The sequence below is a fragment of the Martelella mediterranea DSM 17316 genome (assembly GCF_002043005.1).
In the GTDB taxonomy this organism is placed as follows: domain Bacteria; phylum Pseudomonadota; class Alphaproteobacteria; order Rhizobiales; family Rhizobiaceae; genus Martelella; species Martelella mediterranea.
Genome location: NZ_CP020330.1, coordinates 1,938,704 through 1,953,635 on the forward strand (window position 1 = coordinate 1,938,704; position 14,932 = coordinate 1,953,635).

Below are 14,932 nucleotides of genomic sequence, written 5' to 3' on the forward strand. Positions count from 1 at the left end.
ACGGCGTCAGGCGCCACGCTTTCCGGGCCAGGCGGTGAGTGCGAGATCGATCAGATGCTTCAGCCGTGCGTTGCAGGCGCCGTCGCAGGCCTGTGCCGACATGCCCTGAATGATCGCGCCATAGAAGCGCGCGAGGGTATCGGTGTCGGTCTGCGCCGGCAATTCGTCGTCCTCGACGGCCCGGTCAAAGCGGGTTTTGAGGGTCTTCATCGAGGCTTCCCGCAAGGCCGCCGTCATCTGCGCGACGGATGCGTTTTCTTCCGCATGCTGCAGAACGGCCGTCGAGACCATGCAGCCGCGCGGCTTGCCGGGCTGCGTGTCTCCATCAGCGATATCGTAGAGATACAGCCTCAGGGCATCGTAAGCCGGAAGAGGGGATTGCAGGATCTCCATCCGGCGGCCGCTTTCACGGGCGATGCCGAACGCGAGCGCCTGCCGGTACAGTTCCTCCTTTGAGCCGAACATGGAGTAGAGCGTCGGCGGATTGATGCCCATGGCCCTGGTGAGGTCGGCGGTCGAGGTGCCTTCATAGCCGCGTTCCCAGAACAGGCGAGCCGCGATGTCGAGGCCCACGTCGCGTTCGAGCGCGCGCGGTCTGCCCCGTTTGCGAGCCGGATTCGACATTAAATAGTGATCCCTATTAAATTGTTGACGACGGCATTCCAATAGTTATTATAGCGGTCACTATTTAATTTAGCAACGGAGTGACCCATGACCAAGAGACTGGAAAACAAGATAGCCCTGATCACCGGTAGTTCACGCGGCATCGGCCGGGCGGTTGCCCTTGCCGTGGCGAAGGAAGGTGCGGCGCTGATCGGCGTGCACTACACCGCCAATGCCGATGCGGCCGATGCCACGCTTCGCGACATCGAGGCGCTCGGGGTAAAGGCGGTTGGCGTCAAGGCCGACCTGCGAGAGGGCAAGGCGGCGGCCGACAGCCTTTGGGAACAGTTCGCCGAAGCCGCCCGTGCCGAGACGGGTTCCGCCGCTCTCGACATTCTGGTGAACAATGCCGGCATCGCGCCCGCCCTGCCATTGAAGCAGACGGACGAAGCCGTGTTCGACGCGGTCATGGCCATCAATTACAAGGCGCCATTCTTCCTGATCCAGGCCGCGGCTGACCATATTCGCGACAATGGCCGCATCATCAATGTGTCGACCGGGTTCACCCGGGTCGCGGCGCCGACGCATCCGGCCTATGCGGCCTCCAAGGGGGCGTTGGAGACCTTGACGCTGGCACTGGCGCCGGAATTTGCCACGCGCGGAATCACGGTCAATGCCGTGCTGCCGGGCGTGACGGAGACGGATATGAATGCCGAGTGGCTGGCATCGCCGGACGCGCGCGCCGGCGCGGAGGCCCTCTCGGTCTTCTCACGTGTCGGAAAGCCGGAAGACGTTGCCGACGTCATCGCCTTCCTGGCATCGAACGAGGCGCGGTGGACGACGGGTCAGATGATCGATGCGACCGGCGGCGCGCGGATCTGAATAACCCCCGCTACGCGGCCATGAGAGGTCCGCTCATGGCCGTGGCGAGCGCGCCGCACTCAAAATGCGCTCGCCGCAGCGTCGTTATCGCAAAGCTGTCAGATCAGCTCAATCCTTCTTCCTCAAGCGCCCGGATGACCGAGGGCATTGCCCTCATACGTTTCAGGCAGTTCAGCAGGTTTGCGGGCAGGTCAACGCCGCTCCGTGGCGCGACCATCAGGACCCAGAAGAGATAGCAGTCGGCAATCGTCATCTCGGAACTGATCAGGAATGCCTTGTCGCCCATCTGATCGGCGAGAAGCGCGAAGGCCTTCTCGATCTTCTCGCGGGCGCGCTGCTTTTCCGGTTCGGGGAAATCCCTGAAGAACGGGGCGTAGGCGCCGTGGATTTCGCTGGACATGTAGGCGAGCGCCTCGAGTGTCCGCCACCTGAGCAGGCGGTCTTCGGGCAGAAGCTTGCCGCTTTCCTCGGCGATATAGGCCAGGATGACCTGGTTCTCGGTCAGGACCACTCCGTCGTCCATCTCAAGGGCCGGAATGTAGCCCTTCGGGTTGAGCGCCAGAAAATCGCGACCGTCCCCGGTCCTTTTTTCGTGGTCGATGCTGACGAGCTGATAGGCAAGCCCGGCCTCGATGAGCGCGATGTGATCGGCCAGGCTGCAGGCGCCGGGATAATAAAACAGCTTCATATGTGGTCTCCTTGTCTGAACCCGGCCAGAGTCAATTTCTGGAACCAGGTCTGAATTGTTGACCACAGCCATTTATGGGACTTAAAAAGGGCCGTCAAAAGCATAAATTCCGGAGCAGGTCAGATGGATATGACCGTCAAGTCCGCCGGCGCCGATTGCCGCGCCGTCAGCGAGATCCTCAGCCGCATCGGCGATAAGTGGACGATCCAGGTGGTCGTCGCGCTTCGCCCGGGCCCACACCGCTTCAACGAAATCAAGCGGCGCGTCGGCGGCATTTCGCAGCAGATGCTGACCAGGACGCTCAAGACGCTGGAACGGGACGGCATGATCGAACGCAGCGTGCGCCACACCACGCCGCCGCAGGTCGCATACGCCCTGACGCCGCTCGGACATTCCCTGTCCGACACGGCAAAGCATCTCGCCGATTGGGCGGCGGCCCACCGTGGAGCGATCGCGGACAACCGCATCCGTTACGACAACCGTAAGCCTTGATGCGTTCACCGTGGCAATAGGGCCGAAGCCCGGACCATCCACACCGGAACGCCTGAATTGGCCTGAGCATCTTCAGGGCAGGAAAGCGCCGTCATCCGCCGCTACGGGAAACTGACTGACCCGATCTGAGGCCCTGCCATCAGCTTGGCGCTTCACAGGCGACAACCCGCCGGTCTCCCGCAAGTAGCGACGCGGCGGACAACCCATTTCACGTTTGAACGCCGCGGCGAAGGCGTATTCCGACACATATCCCAGCGAGGTCGCGATTTCGGCGATACTGTCGCGGGTTTCGATCAGCCGTTCGCCCGCCAGCATCATGCGCCAGCGGGTGAGATAGGCGATCGGCGTCGCGCCGACCTTCCGCTTGAACCGCTGCGCAAAGACGGTGCGCGACATACCGACCTCCCGGGCCAGCGTCTCCAGGGACCAGGCACGCGCGGGCTCCCCGTGAATCGCGCGGATCGCCGGGCCGACATGCGGATCGGCGAGCGCGGCGAGCCAGCCGGTCTCGTCCGGACCCTGTTCCTCCACATGAAGACGCAGCGCCTGGACCAGCATCATGTGTGAAAGCTGTTGCGCCATCAGCGACGATCCGGCGCGCGCCTCCCGCATCTCCTCCATCATCATTTCGATCAAGCCCCGCAGCCGCGCCTGGCCGCCGGTGGCTCTTATGCGAATGAGCGGCGGCAGCGATCGCAGGAGCAGCGCGGCATGCCGTCCGCTGACCTCGAAGCGACTGCCGACCAGATAGCACGCCCCGCCGCCATTGACGGAGATGACATTGCCGCTGCTGTCGGGGTCGAGCACCTCGCTTGCCGGACGGGGCGCAACATCTGGTCCGCTGGCGATGATGACGTCCCGCCCGCTCGGCAGCACGAAGCATTCGCCGGCGGCCAGCCGGATGGCTGTCTCCGTCCCCTCCGCCTTCAGCCAGCAGCTACCGCGGATCACCGCGTAGCATTTGATCCGCCCGGCAAGGTCATCGAGTGAAAGCGCCCATTCGCCGCCGGCGTCGAAACCGGCGGTGATGTAGCTCCGGGGCTTCAGCAGTGACAGCAGGTCGGACAACGGGTCCATGGCAAATCCGAACGATCGCGTAAAAATATGGCACTCTCTCACATAGATCGTATGGGCCAGCGTGTCTATCTGACAGTCTCGTTTCGCACGCCGACATGCATCATCGAAAGGGACAACACACATGACTGAGGTTTATGCGAGCGGCGTCATCGACGCCGATGCGGATACCGTCTGGGCCGGTTTGAGGGACTTCTCAGGCCCCGCGCGTTGGGTATGCAACATCGCGTCCAGCGATATCGAGGGCGAGCATGCTGTTGATCAGGTCGGCGCGGTCCGTCGCCTGGTGTTCGAAAGCGGCAATGAATTGCGCGAACGCCTGATCGCGCTGTCGGACCACGAGCGATATTTCCGCTATGCCCTTCTGCCCCCGACATCGCTTCCGATCCATGACTATAACGGCAAGGTCCAGGTCCTGCCGGTTACGGATGGCAACCGCGCGCTGGTTTATTGGTGCGGCAACTTCACGATCCGCGAAGGCAATCCGGAAGAGGTCAAAGCCTGGGTCCAGGGCATTTACCAGCGCGACATCGATGATATGCGGGCCTATTTCGCCCGATCCTGATCCTTACCCACGGAACAACGCTACCGAGACGGCATCTGCGCAAAGCCATTGGCCGTCTATGTCAAAGAACTGGAGAACGCACCATGAAAGCTGCGATCATCACATCGCCCGAGGCTGGCCCCCGCTACGTCGATTTCCGGGAGCCGGAAGCCGGTGACGGCGAAGCCGTCATTTCGGTAACCGCGGCGCCGATAAGCCCGATCGTGCGTGCCCGGGCCGCGCTGAAACCCGTATCGGATGACGGCAATGGTTTCGTGGCCGGCGTCGATGGGGTGGGGAGGGATGCGTCGGGCCGCCGCGTCTATTTTCTGTTTCCCAAGGCTCCCTTCGGCGCTCTGGCGGAGCGGACGCTTGTCCCGGCGGCGATGACCGTTCCCGTTCCGGACGGATTGAGCGACACGCGCGCCGCTGCCGTTGCAACCGCGGGGCTCGCATCCTGGGTTGCGCTGACCCGCCGCGTGCCGATCAGAGCTGGACAGACGGTTCTGGTCACCGGCGCCAACGGCGCGGCCGGACGCATGGCCCTGGAGATCGCGCGGCATCTCGGCGCGGGACGCACCATCGCGGTCGTCCGTTCCGCTGACAAACTGGATGGCCTTGCTGCCGACGCCGGCATCGCACTCGACGCGCGGGATGCAGACACGGCTCTGAAGACAGCGTTCGAGGCCGGCGTCGACATCGTCCTCGATTTCGTCTGGGGACCGGTGGCAGAGCGTGTTCTCGCCGCGGCCACGGCAGGGCGCGGTTCGCCCGCGGGCGAACCGGCGCGCACATACATGGTTCTCGGAACGCTCGGCGGCGCCACGGTGCCGCTTTCCGGGTACGGACTGCAAAGCTCGGGGCTCGACATTCTCGGCTCGGGTATCGGCTCGGTTCCGGTCCACGACTATCTGGCAGGCGCCGGCGAATTGATGGTCGCGGCGCAAAAAGCCGGATGGACGCTGCCCTTCAAGGTCGTGCCTCTCGCGGATATCGCCAGCGTATGGAGACGGTCGGCCGAAGTGCGCTACATCGTCCATCCGGACAGAACGGGCTAAGGCCGCGCGGATTGCAATTCAATAACAGCGCGGACTTTCGTCTGGACCAGGGAACCTGATGCATTGGTCGACGGATTGACTCCGGTTCAGGGCAACGGTTCCAGCCGTGAGCTTTGCCCCGTAGCCCTTTCGGACCACCACGTCGTCGCCCTCGTCTGCATCGTTCGGCAGCTCGAACAGCCAGTGCATGGGAACGCCGACCGCATTGCTGATCCGCTCCACCGCGCGCAGCGAAGGCTGGCTCAGGCCGCGCTCACCATGGATGGCCTGCCGCATCTGCATATGTCCGATGACGGGCTGATGGTTGCGCTCGGCTACAATGGTCGGGGCATTGCCATGGCGACGGCGCTTGGAACGGCGCTTGGCCGGAATATCGGCGAGGGCGCGCCGCTGGTGTTCCCCGTCACGCCCATCCGCCCGTTGTTCTGGCATGCGCTGCGCAAGCCGATCGTCAATATCGGCGTGCGCTGGTACTGGCTGAAGGATCGCCTCGGCTACGCATCGTGATTGGCGCTTGCAGGCCATCGGGCGGTTTTGTCGAAACGTCCGATGGCCTTGGTGCTCTTCCCGTTGGGGCGGGTTTTCTCCGTCCGCTTCAGTCTATCGTTTCAAGGACGCCGCGAAGGGTCTCCACCATCTGGCCGATCTGGTCTTCCTCGACGATCAGCGGCGGCGACAGGGCGATGATATCGCCGGTGACGCGGATCAAGAGCCCGGCCTCGAAGCACTTCACGAAAGCCTCATAGGCGCGCGCGCCGACCGCGCCATCGCGTGACTGAAGCTCGATGCCCGCCATCAGGCCGAGATTTCGGATATCCTTGACGAAGGGCGCCTCTTTCAGCGAATGGACAGCTTCTTCAAAGAGGTCCGCAAGCGAGGCGGCCCGCGTCAGCAGGCTGCGGCTTTCATAGACGTCGAGCGTCGCCATGCCGGCCGCGCATCCGAGCGGATGACCGGAATAGGTGTAGCCGTGGAACAGTTCGATGCTGCCCTCGGGGCCGGTCATGAAGGCGTCGTGGATATGGTTCTGCGCAAACACCGCGCCCATGGGCACCGTACCGTTGGTGAGGCCCTTGGCGGTGGTGTAGAGGTCGGGCCTGACGCCGAAATAGTCGACCGCGAAGGGCGTTCCCAGCCGGCCGAAACCGGTGATCACCTCGTCGAAGATCAGCAGAATGCCGTGGCGGTCGCAGATTGCCCGGAGCCGTTCCAGGTAGCCCTTCGGCGGGATCAGCACGCCTGTGGAGCCCGCGACCGGCTCGACGATCACGGCCGCGATCGTCTCGGCCCCATGCAGCGCCACGATCCGCTCCAGATCGTCGGCAAGGTTCGCGCCGGTTTCCGGCTGGCCTTTCGTGAAGGCGTGGGCGGAGAGATCATGGGTGTGGGGGAGGTGATCGACGCCGGTGAGCAGCGTGCCGAAATGGCGGCGGTTGCTGACGATCCCGCCGACCGAGATGCCGCCGAAGCCGACGCCGTGATAGCCGCGCTCGCGGCCGATCAGCCTTGTGCGCGAGCCCTCGCCGCGGGCGCGGTGATAGGCAAGCGCGATCTTCAGCGCGGTATCGACCGATTCCGAACCCGAACCGGTGAAGAATACGTGGTCGAAACCCTCCGGCGCAAGCGCCTTCAGCCGTTCGGCAAAGGCGAAGGCCGCGGGGTGACCCAGCTGGAAGGAGGGCGCATAATCCATCTCCTCGAGCTGGCGGGTCACCGCCTCGGCGATCTCGCGATGGCCATGGCCGGCATTGCAGCACCACAGCCCCGCGGTGCCATCGAGAATCTGGCGGCCGTCCTCGCTGCGGTAATACATCCCCTTGGCGCCGACCAGCATGCGCGGCGCTTCCTTGAATTGGCGGTTGGCTGTGAAGGGCATCCAGTAGGCGTCGAGCGCCCGATTATTGCCGACATGTGCGTTCATGAGCGTTCTCCTTTCCCGCAATTTGCGCACCGTTTGCGAGCGGAGAAAAGTCTGTTTCTTTTCTGGCGCAGCCCATTGTTTTTGTTGAATTCGAAGGAGAGGTGTCTACAATCATAAACATGCAGAACACGGATGCGCTTTCGATCGATGTCGGCATCAGGCTGCGCGCCATCCGCGAGGCCCACGGCTACTCGCAGCGGGAGCTGGCGCGCCGCGCCGGCGTCACCAATGGTTTTATCTCGCAGCTTGAATCGGCCAGGATCAATACCTCGCTCAGCGCCCTGAAGCGGGTGCTGGACGGCATCCCGATCGGGCTTTCGGACTTTTTCGCCTATGAGCCGGAGCGGCAGGACAAGGTATTCTATGCGGCCTCCGAACTCAGGGAGATCGGCAAGGGCCGCATCTCCTACAGACAGGTTGGCGGCAATCTGCTCGGCCATGATCTGCAGATGCTCTACGAGGTCTATGAACCGGGCGCCGATACCGGCCGGGTGATGCTGAGCCACGAGGGCGAGGAGGCCGGCATCGTGATCGAGGGCCATCTGGAGCTGACCGTGGACGGCGAGCGCAAGATCCTCGGTCCCGGCGATGCCTATCTGTTCAAGAGCCGCAAACCCCATCGGTTCAAGGCCCTCAGGAACGGCCGCTGTGTCGTCGTCAGCGCCTGCACGCCGCCGTCATTCTGAGGAGAACGTTCGCACGCGACAGGGCGCATAAGTCGCGACAACGTCGCGACCGGACCACGCTGAGGGATCGGAAGCTCCAGCTTCGCTTTACATGGGCCATGAGCGTTCTGCTCCGAAGGTCGTCCTTTCACAGAAGGTTCATATCCCACCAAGACCCGGGAAACGTGGCAAGACTGACTGCATCCTGAGGAGAAGCGCTCCGCGCTGACCGCGACAAGTACCTTCATCATTGAGCGGTGGCCATGTACTCTAGAACTGTTCGTGTCCCGGCCCTGAATGGATCAGGTGGGAGGCTAGCTGGATTCGGCGAAGAAGGTGCGAAAGTCGCAGCATTGTTGCGCCATTTCGGCAATGCGTTTCTTGAAACTGGAACTACGGTCGTGACGGTAAAGCACGGCGTAGCGAATGTGTGGCAGGTCGCCGCGCATGGCCAGGTGCTTCAGCCTTCCGTCCCGAACGAGCTGCCGGGTCACCGGTACGGGCAGATAGCTGACGCCCAGGCCTGAAACCGTGAAGCCGATCTGCGCCAACATGCTTTCGCAATAGATCGTCTTGGAGGGGATAATATTATGCTCGGCAAGCCAGCGGCCGTAGATAAGACCCGTGCCGGAGCGGGTGCCTTGAACCAGCATGGTAAAATTTGAAAGATCCTCGAGCGACAAGGTTTCCCCGCCCGGATCAAGTTCCGGGACGCACATCCAGGCATTCTCCACGGCCTTCAGCGGCGTCACGACGCAGCGCGAATCGTTGAACACGTCGGGAATGACGATCAGATCGATCGTATCGTCCATCAGGCGGTCGAAAAGCGTCGCGCTGAGTTCGACCTCCGGTTCGATGCTGACGCGCGGATATTCTGTCTTGATTTCCTTCACGAGCTGGGGAAGCCAGGTCATGGCGGTCAGCTCCGTGACCCCGATCCGGAAGTGCCGGATCAAAACCTGGTTTGAGCTGACGCGCTCGATGAAATTGTCGCGCTCCTCAAGCAGGGACTTGGCATAGTGCAGGATTTCCGCGCCCTTCTCTGTCAGGCGCGCTGTGCGCTTTGACCGGTCGAAAATTTCGACGCTGAACTGCTGTTCCAGCTCCTGCACCCGCTTCGAGATTGCCGACTGGGTGGTGTTGAGACGGTCGGCAGCCGCTGCGAAGCTCCCAAGTTCGGTTATCCAGTATATCGCTTCAAGCTGTTTGAAGGTAATCAAGCGGTCGCGCTCCCTCTGCCGGCCTTGCAGGTCCGGCATACACTCTGCGGATTTTGCCGTCGCGGGCAAGAGCCCGCAAGCCTTCAGAGGGAGGCGGGTGATACCGGATTCTGTCAGGCAGCAGGACCGGCCGGCTTGCCATAGGCGCCCTTGTAGGTGCCATCGGCAATGCTCTTCATGATCTCGGCCTCCTTCGCTTCCTGGGCGCGGACGCCCTTCAGCAATTCGGCGGCAATGGACTGCGGAAAGGCGACCACGCCGTCCTCGTCGCCCACGACAATGTCGCCGGGTTCGATGACGAAGTCGCCGATGGAGACCGGAACGTTGATCTCGCCGGGACCATTCTTGTAGGGGCCGCGATGGACGGCAGAGCGGGCGAAACACGGAAACGGGTTCTGCGCAAGCGCGCCGGCGTCGCGGATCGATCCGTTGATGACGAAGCCCACGGCCCCGCGCGATGCGCCGATGGAGGTCATGATTTCGCCGACAAGAGCACGGTTCTCATGCCCCTCGCCATCGACCACAAGAACGTATCCGGGTTGCATCTGGTCCAACGCTTTATGAATGAGGAGGTTGTCGCCAGCCGGCACCCGCACGGTCAGGGCCGTGCCCACCATTACGCCGTCCATCTTGTGGAAGGGGCGCAGCCCGACGGCCCCGGGAAGGCGCTCGAGATTATCGCTTATGATCGCTGTTGCGCTGGCGCGGAAGGCTTCGATGATTGCGGGGTCAGCCAGTGCTGCGTTCGGGAAGATGCGATTTCCGATCATGATCCGGTTCCTTCAAGCGGTGCCCGACTGGCGGGCTTTGTTTTCAAACAGCACCTCACAGGCGGCAACAACATTGGCGCAGCCCTGCTCGATGGTCTCGATGCCGGTTGCGAAGGAGAGGCGGATATAGGGAGAGAGCCCGTAGGCGCCGCCATCCACAACGGCGACATTTGCCGCTTCCAGCAGGTAGAGCGCGACGTCCGTGTCGGTCTCGAGCGTCTTTCCGCCCTGCGTGGTCTTGCCGATGAGGCCCGCCACGCAGGGGTATAGATAAAAGGCGCCGGCAGGCGCGCGCACTTCGAGGCCGGGGGCCTCTCCGAGAAGCTCGACCATCCTGTCTCTGCGCTTGCGATAGAGCGCTGTCGCTTCCTCCACACAGGTCTGGTCGCCGTCGAGCGCGGCGACGGCCGCAGCTTGGCTGATGGAACTGGGGCAGGTGGTGCTCTGGCTGAGGAGCTTGGTCATGACATCGATCAGCGTCTTGGGGCCGACCGCATAGCCGATGCGCCAACCCGTCATCGCATAGGCCTTCGAGACCCCGCTGATCACAAGTGAACGGTCCGCCAGGTCCGGCGCGACTTCGATGATGCTTGGCGAGCGTTCGCCTTCGTAGAACAGGTTTTCGTAAATCTCGTCCGTCATGATCCAGACATGCGGATGGCGACGCAGCACATCGGCCAGCGCGGCAAGCTCCTCATGTGCGTAATAGGCCCCGGTCGGGTTGTTCGGGGCGTTCAGCACCAGCCACCGCGTTGCAGGCGTTATGGCCGCTTCGAGTGCCGCCGGCGTGAGCTTGAAGTCATGCTCCGCGCCGCAGGTTACGGTTATGGCCTTGCCGCCCTGCAATCCGACGATATCGGGATAGGAAACCCAGTAGGGGGCGGGAACGATGACCTCCACGTCCGGCTCGACGGTGGCGGCGAATGCTTCATAGATGAGCTGCTTTGCGCCGCAGCCGATGACCACGTTCTCTGCCTTGCAGGCAACTCCCTTTTCACGGACGATCTTCCGGGCCACTGCTTCGCGCAGCGCTGGCGTTCCCGCGGACGCGGTGTAATGCGTCTCGCCGTTCTTCATCGCCGAAATCGCTGCCTCGATGATGTGCGCGGGCGTTGGCTGATCCGGCTCGCCAAGGGTGAAATCGAGAATCTTCCGGCCCGCCGCCTCCAGCTCCGTCACCATTTTCTTGGCGGCGATGCTCGCCGACGGTTTCAGCTTTACGACCCTCTCGGCCAGTTTCAGCGTCATTTCAAGTACCTCGTCGCATGCCGCCTTGCGGCTTTTGAAAGATCATATTCAAACTAAAATATGAATAATAGCGATAATTATTTATGTTTTATCATGAATAATTCGACTTAATTAAGAGTTGCAATTCCCTGTCTTCCGGCCTCTTCCTATGCCGGGATTTCAGCCTTTGCCGGACGTTACCTGCCGGGAATCAGAGCTTGCTGGGCAGGAAGGTCGCGATCTGTGGGAATGCCGCCAACAGGAACACAAAGGCGATCATGATCAGGAAGAAGGGGAACACCGCCCTGGCGATCCGCCCGAGCTTCTCGCCCGTCAGGCCCTGGATCACGAAGAGATTGAGGCCGACCGGCGGGGTGATCTGCGCCATTTCCACGACGATGACTAGGAAGACGCCGAACCATACCTTGTCGTAGCCGACATTCGTGACCAGCGGCAGCACGATCGGCAGCGTCATGACGATGAGCGACATGCCTTCGAGAAAACAGCCAAGAACGATATAAATCACGACGAGAAGCGCAATCAGCATCATCGGGCTGAGATCAAGCGCGTTGATCTGCGCGGAGATCGCCTGTGGCAGGCCGAGATAGACAACCGCTGTCGAAAGGAACGAGGCCGCGCCGATGATGAGGCCGAGCATGCTCGCCGTTCGGGCCGTGCCCAGGCAGGCATCGGTCACGGCCTTGACACTGAGCGTACCCTCGACCGCCATGATCACAAGGGTCGTGAAGACGGCGATGGCGGCCGCCTCCGACGGGCTTGCCAGACCGCCATACATCGATCCGAGCAGCACGCCCATCAGGATGAAGAAGGGCAGCAGGGTGGGAAAGGCGCGAAGGCGCTCCTTCCATATGTTTTCCGACGCGTCTTGCTCCGGTTCGTATTGCCGTTTGAGGACGATGGCGCGAATGGCGAGATAGAGAATGAACATGCAGGCGAGCAGCAGCCCCGGCAGAATGCCCGCCGCGAAAAGCTTCAGCACCGAGGTCTGCGCAAGGACGCCGTAGATGATCAGGATGACGCTGGGTGGAATGAGGAAGCCCAGCGTACCGGCACCCGCCAGCGATCCCATGACGATCGAGCGTTCATAGCCACGCTTTTCCAGTTCGCGCACGGTAATACGGCCGACGGCGCTCGTTGTCGCGGCGGAAGAACCCGAGATCAGCGCGAAGAAGGTGCAGCCTATGACATTCGTATGCAACAGGCCACCGGGCAGACGGCGCACCCATGGTTCGAGCGCGCTGAAAAGCCCGTCGATGAACCGCGAGCGAAACAGAAGCTCAGCCATGAGGATGAAGAGCGGAAGGGCCACCAGTTCCGGTGAGGTGAGGCCGTTCCACACGGTCTGCGCCAGAATTTTGTCCACCGGCAGGGAGCGGAACAGGGTGAGTCCGCCGATACCCACGCCCATCAGGGCAAGGCCGACCCAGGCGCCGCTTGTCAGCAGCACCAGGAACAGGAGAATCGTTGTAACAATCGGCATCATTTCTGCTTCCCTCCGCTCAGTCGGCGCGTGCGGTTTCGTGCCACGGCACCACGAGCGGATTGCCTATGACCGCCTGAACGAGGCGAAGCGCGAGTTGCACAGTCAGCATTGCCGCGCCTGCCGAGACGAAGATTGCCGGAATGATGAGTGGGACGTCATTGATCGTTCCGGATGTGCGACCGGTGGCGCCATAGCCCCATGCCATCCCGAAAAGTGCTTTTGTCAGGTAGGCCGAGATTGCCAGTCCGATTACGGTTGCAACGATTTCGAACAGGCGCGGATTGAGGCCGCGGACCAGCGTGACGCGGATATGCCCGCCGGTCCTGAGCGTGAAGGCCGCACCGAGAAAGATGGCGCTGATATGAAGATAGGATGCGTATTCCCAGACGAAGGGCAGGCTTGTGCCGGCGAAATTGCGAAGAATGATCTCTGCCATCTGCATGACGGCAATGAGCAGGATCGCGGCGCCCGAAAGATAGGCGAGCATGCGGGAAAAGCGATCGACCAGCGAATTGACGGCCTGCCACATCGGTTTCTCTCCTGGAAAGAGCGAGGCGGGCGCGGTTTGTCGCAGGCCTGCCATGCGAGCGCCACGTGGGCGGTCAAACGGATTGCGCCGGCCTGTTTGGCCGGCGCAGGTCTCGATTACTGGTTCTGGAACTCTTCGACAACGGCCTTCGCCTTGTCGCCCATTTCGTTGAGGGCGGCTTCACGCAGCGGCGCTGCACGCTCGCGAAGCGCATCGCGGGTCTCTTCCGAAAGCGTGCCGATCACCATGCCATTGTCGGCAAGGGTCTCCATCGCGTTGGCGTCAACATCCTGTGCTGCCGCCCAGAACTTCGGTTCCAGTTCCTCGGCGATTGCCGAAATTTGATCCTGCTGTTCCTTGGTCAGTGCGTTCCATGCGTCGAGGTTTACGCTGACGACATTGGTGTTCCAGGTCTGCCGGGTCGGGTAGGCGTAGCCCAGGAACTCCCAGAATGCGCCGTCGATCGCGGATGGCGAGGAGGTCGCGACGGCATCGATGGCGCCGGCGGCCAGCGAGGGAATGACTTCGCCCCAGGGAAGCTGTACCGGCGTCATGCCGGCGGCCTTGAAAATCTCGGTCGAGGACTTGTCGTAGGAGCGGATCTTGATGCCGCTCATGTCTTCGATCGTGTTGATTTCCTTCTTGGTGAAGATCTGCTGCTGCGGCCACGGAATGGTGAAGAGCACCTTCTGGTTGGCAGCGCCGAACACCTCGTCGAGGAGCGGACGGTAAGGCTTCTGGAATTCGCGAAGCTCGTCGAAGCTGCCGATCAGGTAGGGCAGGGATTCAAGGCCGAGCAGCTTGTTTTCACCGACCTGCTGGTTGAGCAGCATGTCGCCGATCGGCACCAGACCATCGCGCACGGCGGAAAACATCTCCGGCCCCTTGAAGCCCAGCGAACCGCCGGGATGCAGCGTGATGACGACGTCGCCATTGGTCGCTTCCTTTACCTCATCGGCGAAGATCTGCTCATTCTCGGCAATGTAGTTGTCGGCCGGCCAGGCAAGCGGTAGGTCCCAGCTGGTCTGGGCCACGGCAGATGTTGCGCCAAGCATCAACGATGCGGTGAATGCGGCCGAGAGCAAGGATTTGATCATGAATTTCCCCTTTTGCGTTGAGGGCAAGGTCAAGAGTTTTGCGGAAATGCCCTTCATTATCAGCTATCGAGAGTTTCATAATAGTTCTATTCTGAATAGCGATAATAATTTATCGTATTATATCTCTTTAATTCATTATTTTAGTGGTGCCTTCTCGTGCTGGCGTCAGAAGGCGTGCCGGCAAAACCTCTGCCTTTAGCCATGTCTTTCAAAGCCGGTAGCGGGGCTTGCTGGACTGCGGAGGTTAAATCATCTGATTTAAGAATGATTCAAAATGCGAATTTATCGCTTTTTTGCGCGTTCGGTTTTGGCCATGACTTCATTGGTAATCTTGGAGACCGAAACCGTGAAAATCGACAAGATCAAGGCCTATATCGACCTGGTCCGGAAAGGTGGAATAGCTGAGCTGGAAATCACCGAAGGTGATACGACATCGCGCGCGGCCAGCCCCTTTCATTCGCCCGGCAGGGTCTGGTTTTTACCGGCCATGCCATCGAGTGCCGCCTCAATGCGGAGGAGCTCGCGCGGTTGCGCGGCGCATTGCTTGAAATAGTCGTGGAGGGCATAGAGACCAATGTTCCGCTGCACCGCCGCTTGCTTGATGACCAAGGCTTCATGGTCGGAGGATGCAGCATCCACCATCTGGAGCGCTTATTGA

17 protein-coding genes are annotated in these 14,932 nt (G+C 61.6%); 6 read left to right on the forward strand and 11 right to left on the reverse strand.

Going from position 1 to position 14,932, the window contains the following annotated elements:
- Nucleotides 1-6: 6 nt before the first annotated feature.
- Entirely contained in the window at nt 7-624 is a 618-nt protein-coding gene (locus Mame_RS09035) for a TetR/AcrR family transcriptional regulator (RefSeq protein ID WP_018067688.1), read from the reverse strand.
- Between the two features lie 87 nt (nt 625-711).
- Here Mame_RS09035 and Mame_RS09040 point away from each other — a divergent pair, with 87 nt between their 5' ends.
- The gene (locus tag Mame_RS09040) at nt 712-1,485 is read left to right on the forward strand and encodes an SDR family oxidoreductase (RefSeq protein WP_018067687.1); all 774 of its coding nucleotides are present in this window, start codon (nt 712-714) and stop codon (nt 1,483-1,485) included.
- A gap of 103 nt (nt 1,486-1,588) precedes the next feature.
- Here the strand turns inward: Mame_RS09040 and Mame_RS09045 are convergent, their stop codons facing one another.
- Complete coding sequence (locus Mame_RS09045) at nt 1,589-2,173, reverse strand: glutathione S-transferase N-terminal domain-containing protein (protein ID WP_018067686.1); 585 nt, start codon at nt 2,171-2,173, stop codon at nt 1,589-1,591.
- A gap of 123 nt (nt 2,174-2,296) precedes the next feature.
- On the opposite strand from Mame_RS09045, the gene Mame_RS09050 reads away from it, so the two are divergent.
- A complete protein-coding gene (locus Mame_RS09050; RefSeq protein ID WP_018067685.1) occupies nt 2,297-2,665 on the forward strand; it encodes a winged helix-turn-helix transcriptional regulator in 369 nt (122 codons plus the stop codon).
- A gap of 72 nt (nt 2,666-2,737) precedes the next feature.
- Here the strand turns inward: Mame_RS09050 and Mame_RS09055 are convergent, their stop codons facing one another.
- Nucleotides 2,738-3,742 carry an AraC family transcriptional regulator gene (locus Mame_RS09055; RefSeq protein WP_018067684.1) on the reverse strand — a complete coding sequence of 335 codons (1,005 nt, stop codon included), beginning with the start codon at nt 3,740-3,742 and terminating at the stop codon, nt 2,738-2,740.
- Between the two features lie 121 nt (nt 3,743-3,863).
- On the opposite strand from Mame_RS09055, the gene Mame_RS09060 reads away from it, so the two are divergent.
- From Mame_RS09060 to Mame_RS26655, 3 genes are all read left to right on the forward strand, one after another.
- Nucleotides 3,864-4,304 (forward strand): SRPBCC family protein, encoded by a 441-nt coding sequence (locus Mame_RS09060; protein WP_018067683.1) that lies wholly within the window; start codon nt 3,864-3,866, stop codon nt 4,302-4,304.
- 83 nt (nt 4,305-4,387) lie between these two features.
- Nucleotides 4,388-5,341, forward strand: a complete 954-nt coding sequence (locus tag Mame_RS09065; protein ID WP_018067682.1) for a quinone oxidoreductase family protein — start codon at nt 4,388-4,390, stop codon at nt 5,339-5,341.
- Between the two features lie 63 nt (nt 5,342-5,404).
- The gene (locus tag Mame_RS26655) at nt 5,405-5,848 is read left to right on the forward strand and encodes an FAD-binding oxidoreductase/lyase (RefSeq protein WP_155122066.1); all 444 of its coding nucleotides are present in this window, start codon (nt 5,405-5,407) and stop codon (nt 5,846-5,848) included.
- Between the two features lie 88 nt (nt 5,849-5,936).
- Here the strand turns inward: Mame_RS26655 and aptA are convergent, their stop codons facing one another.
- Complete coding sequence (aptA, locus tag Mame_RS09080; protein WP_018067679.1) at nt 5,937-7,262, reverse strand: omega-aminotransferase AptA; 1,326 nt, start codon at nt 7,260-7,262, stop codon at nt 5,937-5,939.
- A 119-nt stretch (nt 7,263-7,381) separates the two neighbouring features.
- Between aptA and Mame_RS09085 the strand changes: the two genes are divergently transcribed.
- Nucleotides 7,382-7,948 (forward strand): cupin domain-containing protein, encoded by a 567-nt coding sequence (locus tag Mame_RS09085; protein ID WP_018067678.1) that lies wholly within the window; start codon nt 7,382-7,384, stop codon nt 7,946-7,948.
- Between the two features lie 293 nt (nt 7,949-8,241).
- On the opposite strand, the gene Mame_RS09090 is transcribed toward Mame_RS09085, so the two are convergent.
- From Mame_RS09090 to Mame_RS27005, 7 genes are all read right to left on the reverse strand, one after another.
- Nucleotides 8,242-9,147 (reverse strand): LysR family transcriptional regulator, encoded by a 906-nt coding sequence (locus tag Mame_RS09090; RefSeq protein ID WP_079920992.1) that lies wholly within the window; start codon nt 9,145-9,147, stop codon nt 8,242-8,244.
- Between the two features lie 113 nt (nt 9,148-9,260).
- Nucleotides 9,261-9,917 (reverse strand): RraA family protein, encoded by a 657-nt coding sequence (locus tag Mame_RS09095; RefSeq protein WP_018067813.1) that lies wholly within the window; start codon nt 9,915-9,917, stop codon nt 9,261-9,263.
- Nucleotides 9,918-9,929: 12 nt separating this feature from the next.
- A complete protein-coding gene (locus tag Mame_RS09100) occupies nt 9,930-11,165 on the reverse strand; it encodes an aminotransferase class I/II-fold pyridoxal phosphate-dependent enzyme (RefSeq protein ID WP_018067814.1) in 1,236 nt (411 codons plus the stop codon).
- Between the two features lie 190 nt (nt 11,166-11,355).
- On the reverse strand, nt 11,356-12,648 hold the full coding sequence (locus Mame_RS09105; protein ID WP_018067815.1) for a TRAP transporter large permease: 1,293 nt from the start codon (nt 12,646-12,648) through the stop codon (nt 11,356-11,358).
- A gap of 16 nt (nt 12,649-12,664) precedes the next feature.
- Nucleotides 12,665-13,177 (reverse strand): TRAP transporter small permease, encoded by a 513-nt coding sequence (locus tag Mame_RS09110; protein WP_018067816.1) that lies wholly within the window; start codon nt 13,175-13,177, stop codon nt 12,665-12,667.
- A 116-nt stretch (nt 13,178-13,293) separates the two neighbouring features.
- Nucleotides 13,294-14,274: a TRAP transporter substrate-binding protein gene (locus Mame_RS09115; protein WP_026173997.1), complete on the reverse strand. Its 981-nt coding sequence runs from the start codon at nt 14,272-14,274 to the stop codon at nt 13,294-13,296.
- Nucleotides 14,275-14,727: 453 nt separating this feature from the next.
- Nucleotides 14,728-14,916, reverse strand: coding sequence for a hypothetical protein (locus Mame_RS27005; RefSeq protein WP_018067818.1), 189 nt, complete (start codon nt 14,914-14,916; stop codon nt 14,728-14,730).
- Nucleotides 14,917-14,932: the final 16 nt, after the last annotated feature.

Bases quoted from the DNA above. Each gene is read 5' to 3' on its own strand.
- Mame_RS09095 (WP_018067813.1), bottom strand. From the start codon at position 9,917: ATGATCGGAAATCGCATCTTCCCGAACGCAGCACTGGCTGACCCCGCA.
- Mame_RS09115 (WP_026173997.1), bottom strand. From the start codon at position 14,274: ATGATCAAATCCTTGCTCTCGGCCGCATTCACCGCATCGTTGATGCTT.
- Mame_RS09110 (WP_018067816.1), bottom strand. From the start codon at position 13,177: ATGTGGCAGGCCGTCAATTCGCTGGTCGATCGCTTTTCCCGCATGCTC.
- Mame_RS09060 (WP_018067683.1), top strand. From the start codon at position 3,864: ATGACTGAGGTTTATGCGAGCGGCGTCATCGACGCCGATGCGGATACC.
- Mame_RS09055 (WP_018067684.1), bottom strand. From the start codon at position 3,742: ATGGACCCGTTGTCCGACCTGCTGTCACTGCTGAAGCCCCGGAGCTAC.
- Mame_RS09035 (WP_018067688.1), bottom strand. From the start codon at position 624: ATGTCGAATCCGGCTCGCAAACGGGGCAGACCGCGCGCGCTCGAACGC.
- Mame_RS09100 (WP_018067814.1), bottom strand. From the start codon at position 11,165: ATGACGCTGAAACTGGCCGAGAGGGTCGTAAAGCTGAAACCGTCGGCG.
- aptA (WP_018067679.1), bottom strand. From the start codon at position 7,262: ATGAACGCACATGTCGGCAATAATCGGGCGCTCGACGCCTACTGGATG.
- Mame_RS27005 (WP_018067818.1), bottom strand. From the start codon at position 14,916: ATGGTGGATGCTGCATCCTCCGACCATGAAGCCTTGGTCATCAAGCAA.
- Mame_RS09040 (WP_018067687.1), top strand. From the start codon at position 712: ATGACCAAGAGACTGGAAAACAAGATAGCCCTGATCACCGGTAGTTCA.
- Mame_RS09065 (WP_018067682.1), top strand. From the start codon at position 4,388: ATGAAAGCTGCGATCATCACATCGCCCGAGGCTGGCCCCCGCTACGTC.
- Mame_RS09050 (WP_018067685.1), top strand. From the start codon at position 2,297: ATGGATATGACCGTCAAGTCCGCCGGCGCCGATTGCCGCGCCGTCAGC.
- Mame_RS09045 (WP_018067686.1), bottom strand. From the start codon at position 2,173: ATGAAGCTGTTTTATTATCCCGGCGCCTGCAGCCTGGCCGATCACATC.
- Mame_RS09105 (WP_018067815.1), bottom strand. From the start codon at position 12,648: ATGATGCCGATTGTTACAACGATTCTCCTGTTCCTGGTGCTGCTGACA.
- Mame_RS09085 (WP_018067678.1), top strand. From the start codon at position 7,382: ATGCAGAACACGGATGCGCTTTCGATCGATGTCGGCATCAGGCTGCGC.